We start from the raw sequence: 16,163 nt of genomic DNA on the forward strand, positions 1-16,163 counted from the left end.
CGTGAAAAATATAACGTTAAAAATAGAACGATATGAGGAGAGATTATGAAAAAATTGATTTTAACTCAGGAGATAAGTTGTCAGTATTGTTATAAATGTCTTAGAAATTGTCCCGTTAAGTCCATAATGTTTAATAAAGGTAAATCCTATGTTATTGATGATGAATGTGTATTGTGTGGAGTATGTATAGAGGTATGTCCCCAAAAGGCAAGAACTTATGTAAAAAGCACTCATTTATTAGAAAACTTTAAAGGTAAACCCTTTTTAGTATCCATTGCTCCATCTTTTTTTGCTCATTTTGACGAGCCTTTTAAAGTTATTACTTTTTTGAAAAACTTTGGTGCTGCTGTAGTACAGGAAACGGCTGTAGGGGCAGATATAGTTTCTTACTATTATAAAAAATTTATTCAGGGTAAAAATAAGACAGTTATAACTACTGCTTGTCCAGTTGTTTTTGAACTTGCAGAGAAGTATTATCCCGATGTAATTCCTTATTTAATTCCCTTTCTTTCTCCCATGAATGCCCATGCTCTTTTTATGAAAAAATATTTTGGAGATTTCCCTGTAATCTATTTGGGACCTTGTATAGCTAAAAAACGAGATGGAGAAAACTATGTAGACCTTGTCTTAACCTATGAAGAACTCTCTTTATATATGGAGAGAAGTGGGATCAATATAACAGAACTCGAGGAAAGTTTACCTACTCCTCCATATCCTGAGAGAGGGAGAATTTATCCTGTAAGTGGCGGGATAAATTCAACCCTTGATGGATCTTGGGAAAACTACCTTGTAGTTGAGGGGATAGAAAATATCATAAAAGTTTTTGAAAATATCTCTTCCTATGGAGAGGGTTTTGTGATTGAAGCTTCCTCTTGTTTTGGAGGATGTATAAATGGTCCAGCCATAAGAAAGGATATAGGAATATTGGAGAAAAGAAAAAGGATTCTTTCCTACATGGAGAAGTTAAAGGAGATAAATGGGGAAATTATAAAGCCCGAACTTATCAACTTGGATTTAAAGAGAAACTTTTCATCCCAGAAGAAAATTATTGAAATTCCAGAGGAGAGAATAAGAAAGGTTTTAAGAGAGATGGGAAAGGATAACCCTAAGAAGGAGTTAAATTGTGGGGCTTGTGGTTATCCAAGTTGTAGAGATAAAGCCATAGCAGTTATTCTTGGAAAAGCAGAAAAAGAAATGTGTATTACTTATCTTATTGATAAGGTAAGTTCGGTAAGCAGTGCCATAATTGAAGAGTTCCCTAATATTGTCATTATATATAAGGATGGAAAACCCATCTATTTAAATCCAGCAGGAGAAGACTTCTTCTTGAATAAAGAGGCTTTACTGGGTTTTATTATTGATGAGATTGAAGAAGGGAAAAATCCCTTGGAGATATATATAGATAATGAAGAATATTACTTCTTTGTAAAAAAATTTAACCTCCCCGATGATAACGGAAAGGTGGCTCTCCTTCTTGATATTACTAATGAGAAAAAGAGGGAAGATGAACTTAACAAATTGAAAAAGGAAAGCGCTGAAAGAATTGAAGAGTTGATTAATCGCCAGATGCTTCTTGCTCAGGAGATTGCAAGTCTTCTTGGAGAATCTATTGCAGAAACCAAGAGTCATTTTGCCCAATTTAGGAAGGTGTTGGAAGAGGATGCTCACCTGTGATGTGAATTTTGCTTTTAAGAGTAAAGAAGGAGAAGAAGTTTGTGGTGATTCTATTAAAATTAAGAGAAGCGAAGATAAGGTAGTGGTTACCGTTTCGGATGGTCTTGGAAGTGGGATAAAGGCAAGTATTCTTTCTACCCTTACTGCTTCTATGACTACTACTATGCTTTTCAATGACATGCCCATGGATGAGGTAATGAAAAGCGTCCTTGCAACTTTGCCAAAATGCAAAGTAAGAGATATTAGTTATGCTAATTTCTGTAGTGTACTTTTCAAAGCCAAAGAAAACACTTGCTATATAGCAGAATATGAATTTCCAGTAGTTCTTTTATTTAGGAAAAATGAATTTATAGATTTTGAAAAGAAAAGACTATTAGTAGAAGATAGAGAGATAAAAGAAAGTTATTTTGTTCCTCAAGATGGAGATCTTCTGTTTGTAATGACCGATGGAGTTTCCCAAGCTGGTCTTGGCACCAGACTTTATCCTCTGGGATTAGGCATTGAAAATATAAAGAGAGAGATCTTCAATCTTACAAGATACAAAGTTCCTCCTAAGGAGATTGTGAACTACCTTATTGAAAAGGCAAAAAGGTTAGATAAGGGGATAAAAGGTGATGATGCTCTTTTATGTGTTTTGTATTTTAGAAGCTTTAATAGGTTAAACATCATGGTAGGTCCACCCTCCGATCCTAATCTTGATGAATACGTAGCTTATAAATTCTTAAACATGCCTGGAAGGAAGGTGATATGTGGGGGTACTACTGCTCAGATAGTAGGGAGGATTATGGGAAGTGAAGTTTCTCTTGATTTAAAAACCGTCTCTGAAGATTCTCCTCCTGTAGGATATATGGAGGGGGTAGATTTAGTAACCGAGGGAATTATCACTCTTACCCAGGTTTTTAGATATCTTGATGGTCAGATAGAGAAGGTAGGTTATGGGGCAAGTCTTATCATTGATCTCATAGAAAAATCCGACGAGATATGTTTTATAGTAGGGAAAGCTATAAACCCTGCTTATCAGAACCCTCTTTTCAGTTATGATATGTCCCTCAAATTCAAGATCGTTAAAGATATTATGGATATTTTGAAGAATAAAGGAAAGATTGTGAAAATTGAAGCTTATTAAAAGGAGGTAGAAAAGTGAAGCTAAAAAGAAATTTTACAAAAGTAGAGGAGATTCTTAAAAAACATGAGTATCGTAAAGACAATTTAATAAAGATCCTTTTAGATATTCAAAAAGAATATCGTTATATTCCAGAGGATGTAATCAACTATATTGGGGTTGCTCTTGATATTCCTCCTGCCAAAATTTATGGTGTTGCTACTTTCTATGCTCAATTTTCCTTAAAGCCAAAAGGTAAATATACCATTCTTGTCTGTGATGGAACTGCATGTCATATGGCAGGATCTACGTCCCTTATAGGAGCTATAAAGGAAGAACTGAATATTGGACCTGGGGAAGTGACAGAAGATTTGATGTTTAGCTTAGATCAAGTAGGATGTCTTGGTGCTTGTGCCCTTGCTCCTGTGATGGTCATAAATGAAGAGGTTTATGGAAATCTTACTCCTGAAAAGGTGAAAGAGATTTTGAAAAATTTAAAAGAAAGGGAGATGAAAAATGCTTAGGAGTATGGATGAAGCTATTCGGTATATTGAAGAAAAGAAGATTGAAAGAAAAAAGAAATTAGAAGATCTTAATATTTATGTATGTGTGGGAACGGGTTGTGCTGCAAAGGGATCAATAAAGGTCTATGAAGAATTAAGGAGGATTTTTAAAGAAAATAATGTAAAGGCTAATTTACAGAAATTGGAAGAAAAGGAAGAAAGGGTTAGAAAAACAGGGTGTTGTGGTAGATGCTCTTCAGGACCTTGGGTAATAGTTATGCCTTATGGATATTTTTACTCCGAGGTAAAGCCTGAGGATGTAAAGGAGATTTATGAGGAGACAATACTCAAAGGCAGACCTGTGGAAAGACTTCTTTTTACAGATCCTGCAACAGGTGAAAGAGTAGAAAGGCTTGAGGATGCAAAATTCTATAAAGTTCAATCCTTCTATATTATGGAGGATATAGGAAAGTGTGAATGCGATAGTATTGATGACTACATGGGAAGGGGAGGATATCTATCCTTTATTAAAGTCCTCAAAGAGGGAAATCCTGATAATGTTATAAAAACCATTAAAGATTCTGGACTTCGTGGAAGAGGTGGAGCAGGATTTCCCACAGGAGTAAAGTGGGAGATAACCAAAAACAGTAGGGGAGATAAAAAATTTGTGGTATGTAATGGAGATGAGGGAGATCCTGGAGCCTTTATGAATAGGACTCTTTTAGAAAGGGATCCCCATGCAGTATTAGAAGGGATGCTTATTGCAGCATATACTATTGGGGCTCAAAAGGGTTATGCCTATATTAGAGCGGAATATCCTGTAGCGGTAGAGATGTTCCGAAAGGCTATAGAGGATGCAAAGAGATTAGGACTTATAGGAGAAAATATTTTAGGAACTGGTTTTTCTTTTGATATAGAGATAAAAGAGGGAGCGGGAGCTTTTGTATGCGGAGAAGAAACCGCCCTTCTTGCCTCTATTGAGGGAAAAAGAGGAGTTCCTCGTCCTCGTCCACCCTATCCTGCTCAGGCAGGTCTTTGGGGGTATCCAACCCTTATAAATAATGTGGAGACTTATGCCAATGTACCTAAGATCATAAGAGATGGGGCTGAAAATTATAGAAAAAGAGGAGTTCCTAACTCTCCTGGCACTAAGATGTTCTCAGTGACAGGTCCAGTAAAACTTACTGGAATAATAGAAGTGGAGTTTGGGACTACCTTAAGACAGATTGTGTATGAGATATGTGGGGGTCTTACTGGAGACAATGAGTTTAAAGCAGTGCAAATAGGTGGACCTTCAGGGGCATGTCTTTCGGAAGCTTTTCTTGATTTGCCTTTGGATTATGACTCTTTAAAATCTGCTGGAGCTATGGTAGGTTCTGGAGGTATTGTGGTTCTATCAAAGAAAGCCTGTATGGTTGAGGTGGCAAGATTTTTCCTTGATTTTACCAAGAGAGAATCCTGTGGTAAGTGTATTCCATGTCGTGAGGGTTTGATGCAAGCTTATCGTATCCTTGAGAGATTCACACAAGGCAAAGGAACCTATGAGGATTTAGAGAATCTGGAATTTCTTGCAGGTCTTATAAAAACTGCTTCTGCTTGTGGGCTCGGGCAAACAGCTCCAAATCCTATATTAAGTACATTAAGACTGTTTAGAGATGAATATATTGCTCACATCGAAGGGATATGTCCTAGTGGAATGTGCACTGCCTTTAAGAGATATGTTATAAATCCTGAGCTTTGTAAAGGATGTGGGCTTTGTGCGAGATTCTGTCCTCAAAATGCCATCTCTGGTGAAAGAGGAAAACCTTATGTGATTGACCAAGAAAAGTGTGCTAAATGTGGAGTTTGTGTTGAAAAATGTAAATTTAAAGCCATTGAAATTAGGTAAGGAGGAAGATAGTTATGAAGATATTTGTGGATGGAAAAGAAGTAATAATAAAAGATGATGAAAGAAATCTTCTTGAGGCTTTAAAAAATGTAGGTATTGAAATACCAAATCTATGTTATCTTTCGGAGACATCAGTTTACGGGGCTTGTAGGTTATGCCTCGTAGAAGTGGATGGAAAAAGTATAGTTACCTCTTGTAATCTAAAGCCTTATGAAGGAATGGTTGTTAGAACAAATACTCCTGAGATATATGAAATAAGAAAAGGAATTCTTGAACTTCTTCTTGCCTCTCATAATAGAGATTGTACCACCTGTGAGAGGAATGGCAGCTGCAAATTGCAGGAATATGCAGAGGCTTTTGGTATAAGAAAGATAAGATTTGATAATATTCTCAAAGATGGTGGAATGGACAATAAGTCGCCTATAGTAAGGGATAATACAAAATGTATCTTATGTGGTGATTGTGTTAGGGTTTGTGAAGAGGTTCAAGGAGTTGCTGCCATAGATATAGCAGGAAGGGGTTTTCTATCAAAGGTTACTCCTGCCTTTGGGCATAGCCTTTCTGAGGTGGAGTGTGTATATTGTGGGCAGTGTGTTGCTTATTGTCCCACAGGAGCTTTATCTATAAGAAATGATATTGATAAGCTTTATAAGGTTTTAAAGAGTAAGAAAAAAGTAGTCATAGGAATGATTGCGCCAGCGGTAAGATCTGCTATTCAGGAAGAGTTTAAGTTAGAGTCCGATCTTTTTATTGCAGGAAGGTTAAATACTTTCTTAAAAATGCTTGGATTTTCAAAAGTCTTTGAAGTACCTTTTGGGGCGGATCTTGTGGCTTATGAAGAGGCTCATGAGTTTCTTAATAGATTAGAAAAAGGAGAAAAACTTCCTCAGTTTACTTCTTGTTGTCCTGCATGGGTTAAATATGTGGAGGAATTTTATCCTTCATATATTGATAATCTATCCACGGTAAGATCGCCCCAACAGGCTATGGGAAGTGTCATAAAAGAGATTTATTCTAAGGAAATAGGAGTTTCCAAAGAGGATATTTATTTAGTATCCATAATGCCTTGTACTGCTAAAAAGTTTGAGGCTGAAAGGGAAGAACATAAAGGGGTAGTTGACTTAGTAATTACTACTAAAGAGCTTGCCCAAATGATTAAGGCAAGTGGTATTGATATATCCTCTACAAAGCCTGAGCCCTTTGACAAACCCTTTAACCTTTACTCTCAAGGAGGACTTGATTTTGGAAAGACAGGAGGAGTTCTTGGGACAGTTCTTGCAGTAATAAATCACAAAGTAAAGGTTAAAAATGTGAAAGAGGAAGAGATAGATAAGGGGATAAGGCTCTTTAATGTGGAACTCGCCGATGGAAGAAATATAAAAGCTATGGCTGTACATAGCTTGGGTAAGGCAAAAAGAGTTTTAAAGGATATAAAGGAAGGGATACTTGATGTGGATATAATAGAGGTTATGGCATGTAGTTTTGGTTGTATTGGGGGAGGTGGACAACCTTATCCTAATGACAGCAAAATAAGGCAAAAGAGAGCAAAGATACTTTCTGATATGGTAAATATAAATCCTATAGCATCGCCTCAAGAAAATCCATATCTTATGGAGCTTTATGAAAAATATTTAGAGCATCCTTTAAGTCACAAAACTCATGAAATCCTTCATACATCCTACTCTCCCAAAAGGAGAGTTCCAGAACAAGATATAGAAATTCTCCCACTTCCTATTCCAGAAGAAGAGAAGGTTAAAGTAAGAGTATGTCTTGGAACATCCTGTTATCTCAAGGGTTCTTATAAAATTCTTTCTGATCTTATTGAAATTGTAAGAAAGGAAGAATGGGCTAAAAACATAGAAGTAGTAGGTACTTTTTGTACTGAAAATTGTAGTAATGCTCCTAATGTACTCATAGATGATATACTTATAAGTGGGGCTGATACTAATAAAGTAAAGGAGATGTTGAGGGAGTATGTCAGGAGAAAACAGGAAGGAGTATCTGATGTTTCCTAAGGCAACTCTTGAAAGGCTTAAGCTTTATCATAGACTTCTCTCTGAGGAGAAAGAAGAATACATATCGTCGGAAGAGATTGGGGGAAGACTTGGCATTCCTCCAGAGCAGGTAAGAAAAGACCTATCATATCTTGAGTATAAAGGAAAACCAAAGGTGGGATATCACGTCAAAAGTCTCTTGGATGAGCTTAATAGACTCTTTGGGTTGGACAAAAAAGTCAAGGTAATAATAGTTGGGGCAGGAAACTTAGGTACTGCTCTTACCAATTATCCTGGCTTTTCTAATTACAATATTGAAATAGTGGGAATATTTGACAAAGATCCTGCAAAAATTGGCAAAAAAGTTGGCGATCTTGTGGTTTTGCCAATGGAATATTTGGAAAGGGTCATAAAAAGATTTAATGTGGAGATTGGAGCAATATGTGTGCCTAAGGAATCAGCACAAGAGGTAGCAAACCTCCTTGTGGAAAATGGGATAAAAGCCATATGGAATTTTGCTCCTGCCTTGATAAGTGTCCCTGAATATGTAATAGTAAGGAATGAGGACATTACCTTAGGGCTTCTTTCTTTAAAGCATATGCTTGAGGTAAAAAATACTCAATCTAAGCAAGGTTAAAAATTCGATCTGCAATTTCTCTCTCTTCTTCCTCCTGGTGGCTTACCATCAGGAGGGTTATTTTTCTATCTTTTAGGTGATCTTTTAAAACTTCCTTTACTCTTTTTTTTCTCTCTGGATCGAGAGATTTAAAAGGCTCGTCTAAGATAAGCAAATTGTGGGGTATAGAGAGGGCTCTTACAAAGGAAAAAATTTGTTGATATCCCCCACTAATTTCTGAGGGGTAGAGGTGAAAAAAATCTCTTAGGGAAAAATATTCTATTAAATTTTTTAATATTTCTTTGTCTCTGACAAAAAGTTCTAAATTTTCCATCATGGAGAGCCATGGAAAGAAGACTACATTTTGAAATTGAAAAGATATCTGAGGCTTTACCAAAAAGTCAATACTTCCTTCATCGGGAAGAATAATTCCTGCAATAATTTTAAGTAGTGTGGTTTTTCCTACACCATTTGGTCCCTTTATTATTACTCTTTCTCCTTTGTAAACCTCCATAAAGACACCATCAAGGACCTTCTTTTCATCAAAGCTCTTTTTTATATTATTAACCCTCAGAAAAACCATAGTTTTTGTCTCCTTTTAAAATCCCAGATTTTATAAATATTAGTTCAAGAATTTTGCTTAAGATAAATAAAATCACTGCGTAAGCATAAACCTCTTCAATATTTAGAAAGGCCTTTGCATAGCTTAAAAGAAACCCAATTCCACTTTCTCCTGATAAAAACTCTGCCATTGCGGTTATTTTTAAAGAGGAAATTGTTGAATTTGCAAGGTTAGGAAGTATAAAAGGCTTAAGGTATGGGATTAAAAATTTTATTAAGTAATTTTTTCTACTTATGGGATATATTTTAAAAAGTTCAAGGTATTCCTTAGGAATATTATTTATAGCATTATAAGTAACAAGATAAAAATTGGGGAAGAGAACTATAAATACAGTAAATATTATAGTTTTATTCCCAAAACCAAACCAGAAAAGGGCTATGGTGATCCATACAATCAATGGATTGCTCTGAAAAATATCAATGATATTTCTTATAGTACTATAAAAAAACTTATTCTTAATATATCCAAGAAGAAAACCTGAAAAGAGAGCAATAAAAAGCCCTAATGTTGATCTTATGAAGGTTATAAAAAGATGGCTATAGAAATCTTTATGTTTAAAAAGATCTAAAACCTTATAAAGTACCTTATGGGGAGGGGGAAGAATAAGGTTAGAGTTTATGATAGTCCCCATAAGGTACCATATAATAATAAAGGATATCCAAAAAATTAATTTAAAGAGTAAAGAATTTCTCATCAGGAATATTTCCTATGGTCTGGGGATTTTTTTCGTATATAAATTCTAAGTACTTTATTAACTCATTTTTTATTGAAATTCCTTGATATAAAAAAGAAAGTCTTTTAAGAGAAAGCTCTATGATTTTCTTATCCAATTTTAAGATCTCCGATGCCTTTTCTATATAGTCCTTAGGGTCCTGAGAGAATTTCTTAAAATTTTCTCTAAATATGGAATCAATTTTTTGAGCTTCTTTTTTATCTATATTTCCCCTTACTGCTATAGAGGTTATAGGAAGAAATCTTCCCTTGGAGATTTCTCTATAAACCCTTTGAATATCAAGAATAATTCTTCCTCCATTATTTACACCCATGGATACATAAGGCTCTGGAAGTAGGGCATTGTTTACTTTTCCTGCTATAAATAAAGATGTGATCTCTTGAGGAGTAGAATAATAGAGATTAATTTTATCTTTTAGATTTCTTTCTTGTAAATAGATGTTAAAAATTATATCTTGAGTAGATCCCTTTTGGGCAATGTAAAGGTTATCTCCGATAATCTCATTAAATCTTTTAGCTTTGTTGCTTATCAAATAAAAGGAGGCAAAATTAAAGGTAGAAAGATATTTTATATTAACTCCCTTATTATATAAATTAACTAAGGTAGTAAAGGGTGCGATTATTACATCATATTTATTATCCCTTGCTTTTACCACGAGTTCGTCTAAAGTTCTCCATATGGTAAAGTTAAAATCAGGATTTTCCGAAATCATAGTAGAAAAGGGAATAATAGTTGGTCCTAAAGGTATTAATACTTCAATCTTTTTATTTTGAGAAAAGATTGGATTCATAATGATGAGTAGAGCAAGCATTATTAATATGAATACTTTCTTTTTCATCTTTTCACCTCCTATAAATCGTTAATTATTTCACGATAAATTATAGCAAATAAATTTTTAAAACATGTTAAACTTTAACCTTTATTTTTCTTTTGATATAATTACTTTTGTTTATGGATGGAAATAATATTGTTCAAAGGATAAAAAGAATATTTATAAAGCAAAGTGTTACTGAGGCAGCAATTCTCATTACCCTTCTTGCTGCAATAAGTAGGGTTATGGGATTTTTAAGAGAAATGATGATTGCTGCCTTTTTTGGTGCGAAAAAGCTCACCGATAGTTTTGTAGTAGCACAGGCAGTACCAGGAGTTCTTGCAGGACTTGTTTCAGGGGCTTTGTCCTCAGTATTCATCCCTCTTTATGCAGAGTGGAAAGAGAAAAGAGGTAAAGAAGAAGCAGAAAGATTTGCCTCTATATTAGTTTCAGATCTATTTGTAATCCTTCTTGGGGTTACCATTTTTTCCTACGTCATTTCTCCTTTAATAGTTGAAATTCTTGCTCCAGGATTTTCTCAAGAGACAAGAAGATTAACCCTTGATTTTACCTATATAATGCTTCCTGGAATTATTTTCTGGGGTACTTATGGTCTTATTACGGGCTTATATAACTCTAAAAAGAGTTTTGTGATTCCAAATTTGGCTGGTGTTCTCGGAAATGTAATTTTCATAGTTTCAATCTTCTTTCTTCATAATGTCTTTGGGGCTTATATTCTTCCTTGGGGATATCTTGCTAATGTAGTTGTTCAATATATTTTGTTACTTCCTTTTCTGAGGAGGATAGGAGTAAGAATAAATTGGGAACTTAATTTTAAATATGATGGACTAAAAAGGGCTCTAATCCTTATAGGACCTATTTTTCTTGGACAGAGTGTGGGAATCTTAAATATGGCTGTGGATAGAATTTTTGGATCTTTCCTTCCCGAAGGAAGTATATCTGCATTAAATTATGCAAGCAGGCTTTATCAACTTCCTATAAATCTTTTTGTAAATGCCCTTGCCACTGCCATATATACCGATCTTGCCTTTCAGGCTCAAAGTGATGATTTGGATCAGTTCAAAAACTCTCTTAATAAAAGTTTAAGAGCAGGGCTCTTCTTTTTAATTCCAGCTTCCTTGGGACTTATACTTCTTGCCAAACCCATTGTTCAACTTGCTTTTGAAAGAGGAGCCTTTGATGCTCTTGCCACAAAAAGAACCTCAGAAGCCCTTATATTTTACTCCTTGGGTTTGACTTTTATGAGTATTAATATCATCATTGTAAGAGGATTTTATGCCTTACATGATACAAGAACTCCTACGATGAATTCTATAATTGCTCTTTTATCAAATATTGTTTTAAATGCCATATTTATAAAACCTCTTGCTCATATGGGGCTTGCCCTTGCCACATCCCTTGCATCTTTAATTTCCACTATCCTTTTAGTAAGGTCTTTAGAAAATAAAGTCCCAGGTATATTTTCAAAAAATCTCCTCTCTAATACTCTTAAATTTACCTTAGGAGGTGTATTTATAAGCCTTCTTGCTCTTTTATCTTTTAATTTTATTTACAGCCATATTTCCCGTGGACAATTAGGACTTGCTGTTTCTTTACTTATATCTGTAATTATAGCTTTAGTGGTTTATCTCCTCCTTGGACTTAGGTGGGGCGTTGAGGAAGCAAAAAGGATATTTGGTATTATAAGAAAAAATATAGAATTAATTGCTCATTTGATTAGATAATTTTATAAGGATTTTTTCAAAAGGGGAGAGAGGGTGTGAGTAAGAGGTATATGGCTGTTTTTATATCCTTTGCATTATGTATTATGTTTACCGTTATTTCTAATGTGAGTTTTAAACTTTCAGTGCAAAATAAAGATCTTAAGAACTTTATCTTTTGGCAGGTAATAGGCAACTTAACTGGGTTTTTCTCGGTTATTGCTTATACCTATCTCCTTACATTGGTACCTTTTTATATAGGCTATGCTTTAACTACTGCTTTTGGGCAAATTTTTGTTCAAGTTTTTGGAGCAAAGTGGTTTTTCAAAGAGGAGATATTGCCTTCTCAATGGATTGGAATAATCCTCATAATGATTGGAACTCTTTTCCTTGTTAAGACTAAATGATGGGAAAATTATTTCGTTTCATAATAATAAATTTTGATCATTTCTTGAGCAAAATTCAAGGAGTGAAGATTTTTACTGATAATCCTGAATGTATTTTAAGGTATAAATTGGTAAGAAAAAAGAGCAAAACTTTTGTTGAGCTTCATCTTTGGAATGAACATCTACCTCAAATACCTTCGGAAGGTATAGATCTTTTTTGGGGAAAAAGATTTCAGAGATTATTTTTTAATTCTTTAAAGGAGCTTTTAGATTTTGTAGAGAGATCTTCTTTTAGTGATGTGGAATGGTTTATGGGAGAAATTGCCTTTTTCTTTAAAAATCAAGATAAGGTAGTAAGGTTCTTGAAAAAATTGGGATTTATGGTCTATCCAATAGAAGGTAGGAATATTTTTCAAAGATTTTTTATCTTTCTCAAAAATGGATATAGCTTTTGTTTAATTTATGCCTATAATCCTAATAGTTTGCGAGGAAAAGATTTTTTCTCAAGAAAAAGATATCAATTATGGATTGAAAAAGATAAAATAAGGAGTGTATATGAAGAGGCTAAAAAAGTATATAAAACATAATTTGCACTTTTTTATATCTGCCATATTTTGTGCTGTTTTTGCCCTTTCCCTTGATATGTTTAATCCTAAAATTGTGGAGATGATTATAGATAGAGTAATTTTGAAAAATAACATGGATCTTCTTCCACGTCTTCTTTTATTTATGGCCTTAATTACCTTTTCTCGGGTTGTTCTGGGCTATTTTAAGGAATATTTTATGGATCTTGGGGGATCAAGGCTTGCCTACGAATTAAGGGTGGATCTTTTTGAACATTTGCAAAAACTTCCTTTCTCTTTCTTTGATAGGATAAATACAGGAGAGCTTATGTCAAGGATAAAGGAAGATATTGATAATATATGGTTTACTTTTGGTTTTGGCTTAGTCTTTTTTATAGAACAACTCTTTTATTTTCTAATTGCAAGTGTTATTTTGTTTTCCATAAACTGGAGATTAACTCTCATAGTTCTTACCCTTGTGCCCTTTATAGGATATATAGCCTATAAACTTGAGAGGGAGAATGATGAAATTTATGGAGAGATATCCGATCAGGGAGTAAGATTAAATACTACTGCTCAAGAGGATATAGCTGGAATAAGGGTGGTTAAGTCTTTTGGTAGGGAAAAGTATGAGATAGGGAAATTTTTTGAAGAGAATAGAAAAATTTTTGAGTTGAACGTGAAACAGGCAAAGATATTTGCCAAGTATTTTCCATGGATGGATTTTATTACTAATATATCTATTGCCCTTACTATAACTCTTGGAGGTTTATGGGTTATAGGAGAAAAAATGTCCATTGGTACTTTAGTAGCTTATTCAGGATATGTTTCTATGATTGTTTGGCCTGTAAGGCTTGGAGGATGGATTGTTAACATGCTTGCTCAGTGTGTTGCTTCTTTGAAAAAGATTGAAAGGCTATTTAGGGAAAAACCAGAAAAAGAGGTCATAAAGGAAAGGGTAGAAATCAAAGAAATAAGAGGGGAGATTATCTTTAAAAATGTTTCTTTTAAATATAAAGATGAGTATGTATTAAAAAATATAAGTTTTCATGTAAAGCCAGGAGAAACTCTTGCCATAATGGGACTTACGGGATCTGGTAAAACCACCATAGTAAATCTCATTGGAAGATTTTACGAGCCTTGGGAAGGAGAAATATTAATTGATGGGGTAGATATTAGAAAGATTGATCTCAAAACTTTAAGGGAAAATATAGCTTATGTACCTCAAGATGTTTTTCTTTTTTCCGATACTGTTAGGGAAAATATTAAGCTTGGTAAAGAAGTGGAAGAAAATGTAATAAAAAAAGCTTTAAGGGATGCAAGGGCACTTCAGTTTGTAAAAAACCTTCCTGAAGGTCTTGAAACCATAGTCGGAGAGAGAGGATTAGGACTTTCAGGAGGTCAAAAACAAAGATTAACTATTACAAGGGCTCTTGTAAGAGCTTTAATTGGATCTGCAAAAATTCTTATTCTTGATGATGTAACATCAGCCCTTGATATGGAGACAGAACTTTATATTCAAAAAGCTCTTGAAAAGTACCATCTTACAAAAATTATCATAGCTCACCGAGTTTCTTCAGTCAAAAATGCTGATGAGATTATCCTCCTTGATAATGGAGAAGTTGTGGAGAGAGGAACTCATGAATATCTTTTGTCTCTTAAGGGAAGATATTATGAGATATATCAGGAACAATATGGAAAATATGTATTCATGGAGGAGACTGTATAAATGCCATATAGTTTGAGAGAGGATGAAAAGTTAGAGGAAAAAATAAGTATTGATATCTTAAGAAGACTCTTTAGATATTTAAAGCCCTATAAAAAGGAGATATTAATTGTACTTTTTTTCATCTTCGTAGTTATGACTGTAGATCTTGCGAATCCTTATCTTATGAAGATTGCTATTGATAGATTTATAAAGAATAAAGATCCAAAGGGGCTTATTACTGTAGGATTTATAGTGCTTCTTTTGAATTTAATATCAGCCCTTTGTGCTAAGAAGCGAACAGAAAGGATAGCAAAAATAACCCATAGGATAATTTTAAATATTAGACAGGATCTTTTTAATCATGTTCAAAAGCTTTCTTTTGCCTTTTTTGATGAAAGACCTGTAGGAAAGATACTTGCAAGGATTATAGGGGATGTAAATTCATTGACTAATCTCTTCAACATGAGTGTGACTAACCTTATTCCTGACACTTTCACCATAATTGCCACTGCAACTATCATGTTTTATCTTAATGCCAAGCTTGCCTCTTATGGACTTTTGATGTTTCCTTTTCTTTTAATCACTCTTTTCTCTATTCAAACCATAAGCAGAAGGAGATGGCAATTAGTAAGAAAGAAGAACTCTACTTTGAATGCTTTTACTCATGAAAACTATTCAGGAATAAGAATAATAAAGTATTTTAATGCAGAGAATTATAGGAAGAATATTTTTACTGAGCTTGCTTGGGATGTAAGGCAGGCTTTTGTAAGGGCAGTAAGAATTAACGACCTTTTCTGGCCCATGGTAGAATTTTCTTGGGGGGTAGGATCCATAATTACTTTCTATTTTGGGATAAAAATGATAAAGTCAGGAAGTATTACTGTTGGTCTCCTTATAGCTTTTTCCAATTATATTGCCATGTTCTGGAGGCCTATTATGAATCTTAGCAATTTTTATAACAATTTAGTTACTAGTATGGCAAGTGCAGAGAGAATCTTTGAAATCATGGACATTAATCCTAATATTGTGGAGGATGAAGAGGCTGTAGAGCTGGATATAAAAGGAGAGGTGGAATTTAAAAATGTATCTTTTTCTTATGATGGAAAGAAAAAAGTTCTTGAAAAGGTGAGCTTTAAAGTATATCCAGGAGAAAGAATTGCTCTTGTGGGGCATACAGGTGCTGGGAAAACTACTATAGTGAATCTTATTTGCAGATTTTACGATCCTGATGAGGGTGAGATATTAATTGATGGGGTGGATATTAGAAAGATAAAACTTGAGAGTTTGCGAAGGCAACTTGCAGTAATGTTTCAGGATACTTTTCTCTTTTCAGGAAGTATAATGGAAAATATAAGGTATGGAAGACTTTCTGCTTCAGATGAAGAAGTAATCAATACCGCGAGGGAGGTCTATGCTCACGATTTTGTAGTGTCCTTAGAAAAGGGCTACGATACAAGAGTGCAAGAGAGGGGACTTAGACTTTCCACAGGACAAAGGCAACTTGTTTCCCTTGCAAGAACTCTTATTGCAAACCCCAAAATTCTCATTCTTGACGAGGCTACCGCAAGTATTGATACCCATACAGAGAGACTTCTTCAGAAAGGAATTGAGAAACTACTACAGGGAAGAACATCCTTTATTATTGCTCATAGACTTTCTACCATTCAAAATGCTGATAGAATTTTTGTCATAGAAAACGGAAAAATAGTGGAAGAGGGAAATCATGAAGAACTTATGAAAAAGAGAGGCATTTACTATAACATGTTTATATCTCAATTTAAGCTTTGGAGTGAAGAGAAGGAAATTGTCTCTTAAAAAAAATAAAACCCCCTGAGAGGGGGG

14 protein-coding genes are annotated in these 16,163 nt (G+C 34.4%); 11 read left to right on the forward strand and 3 right to left on the reverse strand.

The annotated features are described in order from the left end of the window. The first annotated feature begins 45 nt into the window (after positions 1–45). From DTUR_RS02835 to DTUR_RS02860, 6 genes are read left to right on the forward strand one after another with little or no spacing between them, the layout of a single operon-like run. Positions 46–1,674 carry a [Fe-Fe] hydrogenase large subunit C-terminal domain-containing protein gene (locus DTUR_RS02835; RefSeq protein ID WP_012582931.1) on the forward strand — a complete coding sequence of 543 codons (1,629 nt, stop codon included), beginning with the start codon at positions 46–48 and terminating at the stop codon, positions 1,672–1,674. Beyond that, positions 1,661–2,800 (forward strand): SpoIIE family protein phosphatase, encoded by a 1,140-nt coding sequence (locus tag DTUR_RS02840; RefSeq protein ID WP_012582932.1) that lies wholly within the window; start codon positions 1,661–1,663, stop codon positions 2,798–2,800. The genes DTUR_RS02835 and DTUR_RS02840 overlap by 14 nt, the downstream gene beginning before the upstream one ends. A gap of 14 nt (positions 2,801–2,814) precedes the next feature. Next, complete coding sequence (gene nuoE, locus DTUR_RS02845) at positions 2,815–3,300, forward strand: NADH-quinone oxidoreductase subunit NuoE (protein WP_012582933.1); 486 nt, start codon at positions 2,815–2,817, stop codon at positions 3,298–3,300. Then, positions 3,293–5,167: an NADH-quinone oxidoreductase subunit NuoF gene (locus DTUR_RS02850; RefSeq protein ID WP_012582934.1), complete on the forward strand. Its 1,875-nt coding sequence runs from the start codon at positions 3,293–3,295 to the stop codon at positions 5,165–5,167. The genes nuoE and DTUR_RS02850 overlap by 8 nt, the downstream gene beginning before the upstream one ends. A 14-nt stretch (positions 5,168–5,181) precedes the next feature. Continuing rightward, positions 5,182–7,182, forward strand: coding sequence for a [FeFe] hydrogenase, group A (locus DTUR_RS02855; RefSeq protein ID WP_012582935.1), 2,001 nt, complete (start codon positions 5,182–5,184; stop codon positions 7,180–7,182). Further along, complete coding sequence (locus DTUR_RS02860; RefSeq protein WP_242603737.1) at positions 7,142–7,798, forward strand: redox-sensing transcriptional repressor Rex; 657 nt, start codon at positions 7,142–7,144, stop codon at positions 7,796–7,798. Before DTUR_RS02855 ends, DTUR_RS02860 begins: the two co-directional genes overlap by 41 nt. Here the strand turns inward: DTUR_RS02860 and DTUR_RS02865 are convergent. The 3 genes from DTUR_RS02865 to DTUR_RS02875 are packed head-to-tail and all read right to left on the reverse strand — an operon-like array spanning position 7,785 to position 9,970. Next, positions 7,785–8,360, reverse strand: coding sequence for an ATP-binding cassette domain-containing protein (locus DTUR_RS02865; RefSeq protein ID WP_012582937.1), 576 nt, complete (start codon positions 8,358–8,360; stop codon positions 7,785–7,787). The genes DTUR_RS02860 and DTUR_RS02865 overlap by 14 nt on opposite strands. Next, positions 8,341–9,093 carry an ABC transporter permease gene (locus DTUR_RS02870; RefSeq protein WP_012582938.1) on the reverse strand — a complete coding sequence of 251 codons (753 nt, stop codon included), beginning with the start codon at positions 9,091–9,093 and terminating at the stop codon, positions 8,341–8,343. Before DTUR_RS02870 ends, DTUR_RS02865 begins: the two co-directional genes overlap by 20 nt. After that, positions 9,071–9,970: an ABC transporter substrate-binding protein gene (locus tag DTUR_RS02875; protein ID WP_012582939.1), complete on the reverse strand. Its 900-nt coding sequence runs from the start codon at positions 9,968–9,970 to the stop codon at positions 9,071–9,073. Before DTUR_RS02875 ends, DTUR_RS02870 begins: the two co-directional genes overlap by 23 nt. Before the next feature lie 113 nt (positions 9,971–10,083). Between DTUR_RS02875 and murJ the strand changes: the two genes are divergently transcribed. The 5 genes from murJ to DTUR_RS02900 all read left to right on the forward strand — a co-directional run bounded on the left by murJ (position 10,084) and on the right by DTUR_RS02900 (position 16,136). Further along, positions 10,084–11,688 carry a murein biosynthesis integral membrane protein MurJ gene (murJ, locus tag DTUR_RS02880; protein ID WP_012582940.1) on the forward strand — a complete coding sequence of 535 codons (1,605 nt, stop codon included), beginning with the start codon at positions 10,084–10,086 and terminating at the stop codon, positions 11,686–11,688. A 35-nt stretch (positions 11,689–11,723) separates the two neighbouring features. After that, complete coding sequence (locus DTUR_RS02885; protein WP_164930998.1) at positions 11,724–12,071, forward strand: SMR family transporter; 348 nt, start codon at positions 11,724–11,726, stop codon at positions 12,069–12,071. A gap of 62 nt (positions 12,072–12,133) precedes the next feature. Then, entirely contained in the window at positions 12,134–12,637 is a 504-nt protein-coding gene (locus DTUR_RS02890) for a hypothetical protein (RefSeq protein WP_242603739.1), read from the forward strand. After that, positions 12,606–14,342 (forward strand): ABC transporter ATP-binding protein, encoded by a 1,737-nt coding sequence (locus tag DTUR_RS02895; RefSeq protein ID WP_012582943.1) that lies wholly within the window; start codon positions 12,606–12,608, stop codon positions 14,340–14,342. The genes DTUR_RS02890 and DTUR_RS02895 overlap by 32 nt, the downstream gene beginning before the upstream one ends. Further along, positions 14,343–16,136, forward strand: coding sequence for an ABC transporter ATP-binding protein (locus DTUR_RS02900; protein WP_012582944.1), 1,794 nt, complete (start codon positions 14,343–14,345; stop codon positions 16,134–16,136). Positions 16,137–16,163: the final 27 nt, after the last annotated feature.

The sequence above is a fragment of the Dictyoglomus turgidum DSM 6724 genome (assembly GCF_000021645.1).
Lineage (GTDB): Bacteria > Dictyoglomota > Dictyoglomia > Dictyoglomales > Dictyoglomaceae > Dictyoglomus > Dictyoglomus turgidum.

What these genes read in the sequence shown, in the direction of transcription:
- DTUR_RS02835 (WP_012582931.1), top strand. Translation starts at nt 46, where the DNA reads ATGAAAAAATTGATTTTAACTCAGGAGATAAGTTGTCAGTATTGTTAT.
- DTUR_RS02840 (WP_012582932.1), top strand. Translation starts at nt 1,661, where the DNA reads ATGCTCACCTGTGATGTGAATTTTGCTTTTAAGAGTAAAGAAGGAGAA.
- DTUR_RS02850 (WP_012582934.1), top strand. Translation starts at nt 3,293, where the DNA reads ATGCTTAGGAGTATGGATGAAGCTATTCGGTATATTGAAGAAAAGAAG.
- DTUR_RS02855 (WP_012582935.1), top strand. Translation starts at nt 5,182, where the DNA reads ATGAAGATATTTGTGGATGGAAAAGAAGTAATAATAAAAGATGATGAA.
- DTUR_RS02860 (WP_242603737.1), top strand. Translation starts at nt 7,142, where the DNA reads ATGTCAGGAGAAAACAGGAAGGAGTATCTGATGTTTCCTAAGGCAACT.
- DTUR_RS02865 (WP_012582937.1), bottom strand. Translation starts at nt 8,360, where the DNA reads ATGGTTTTTCTGAGGGTTAATAATATAAAAAAGAGCTTTGATGAAAAG.
- DTUR_RS02870 (WP_012582938.1), bottom strand. Translation starts at nt 9,093, where the DNA reads ATGAGAAATTCTTTACTCTTTAAATTAATTTTTTGGATATCCTTTATT.
- DTUR_RS02875 (WP_012582939.1), bottom strand. Translation starts at nt 9,970, where the DNA reads ATGAAAAAGAAAGTATTCATATTAATAATGCTTGCTCTACTCATCATT.
- murJ (WP_012582940.1), top strand. Translation starts at nt 10,084, where the DNA reads ATGGATGGAAATAATATTGTTCAAAGGATAAAAAGAATATTTATAAAG.
- DTUR_RS02895 (WP_012582943.1), top strand. Translation starts at nt 12,606, where the DNA reads ATGAAGAGGCTAAAAAAGTATATAAAACATAATTTGCACTTTTTTATA.
- DTUR_RS02900 (WP_012582944.1), top strand. Translation starts at nt 14,343, where the DNA reads ATGCCATATAGTTTGAGAGAGGATGAAAAGTTAGAGGAAAAAATAAGT.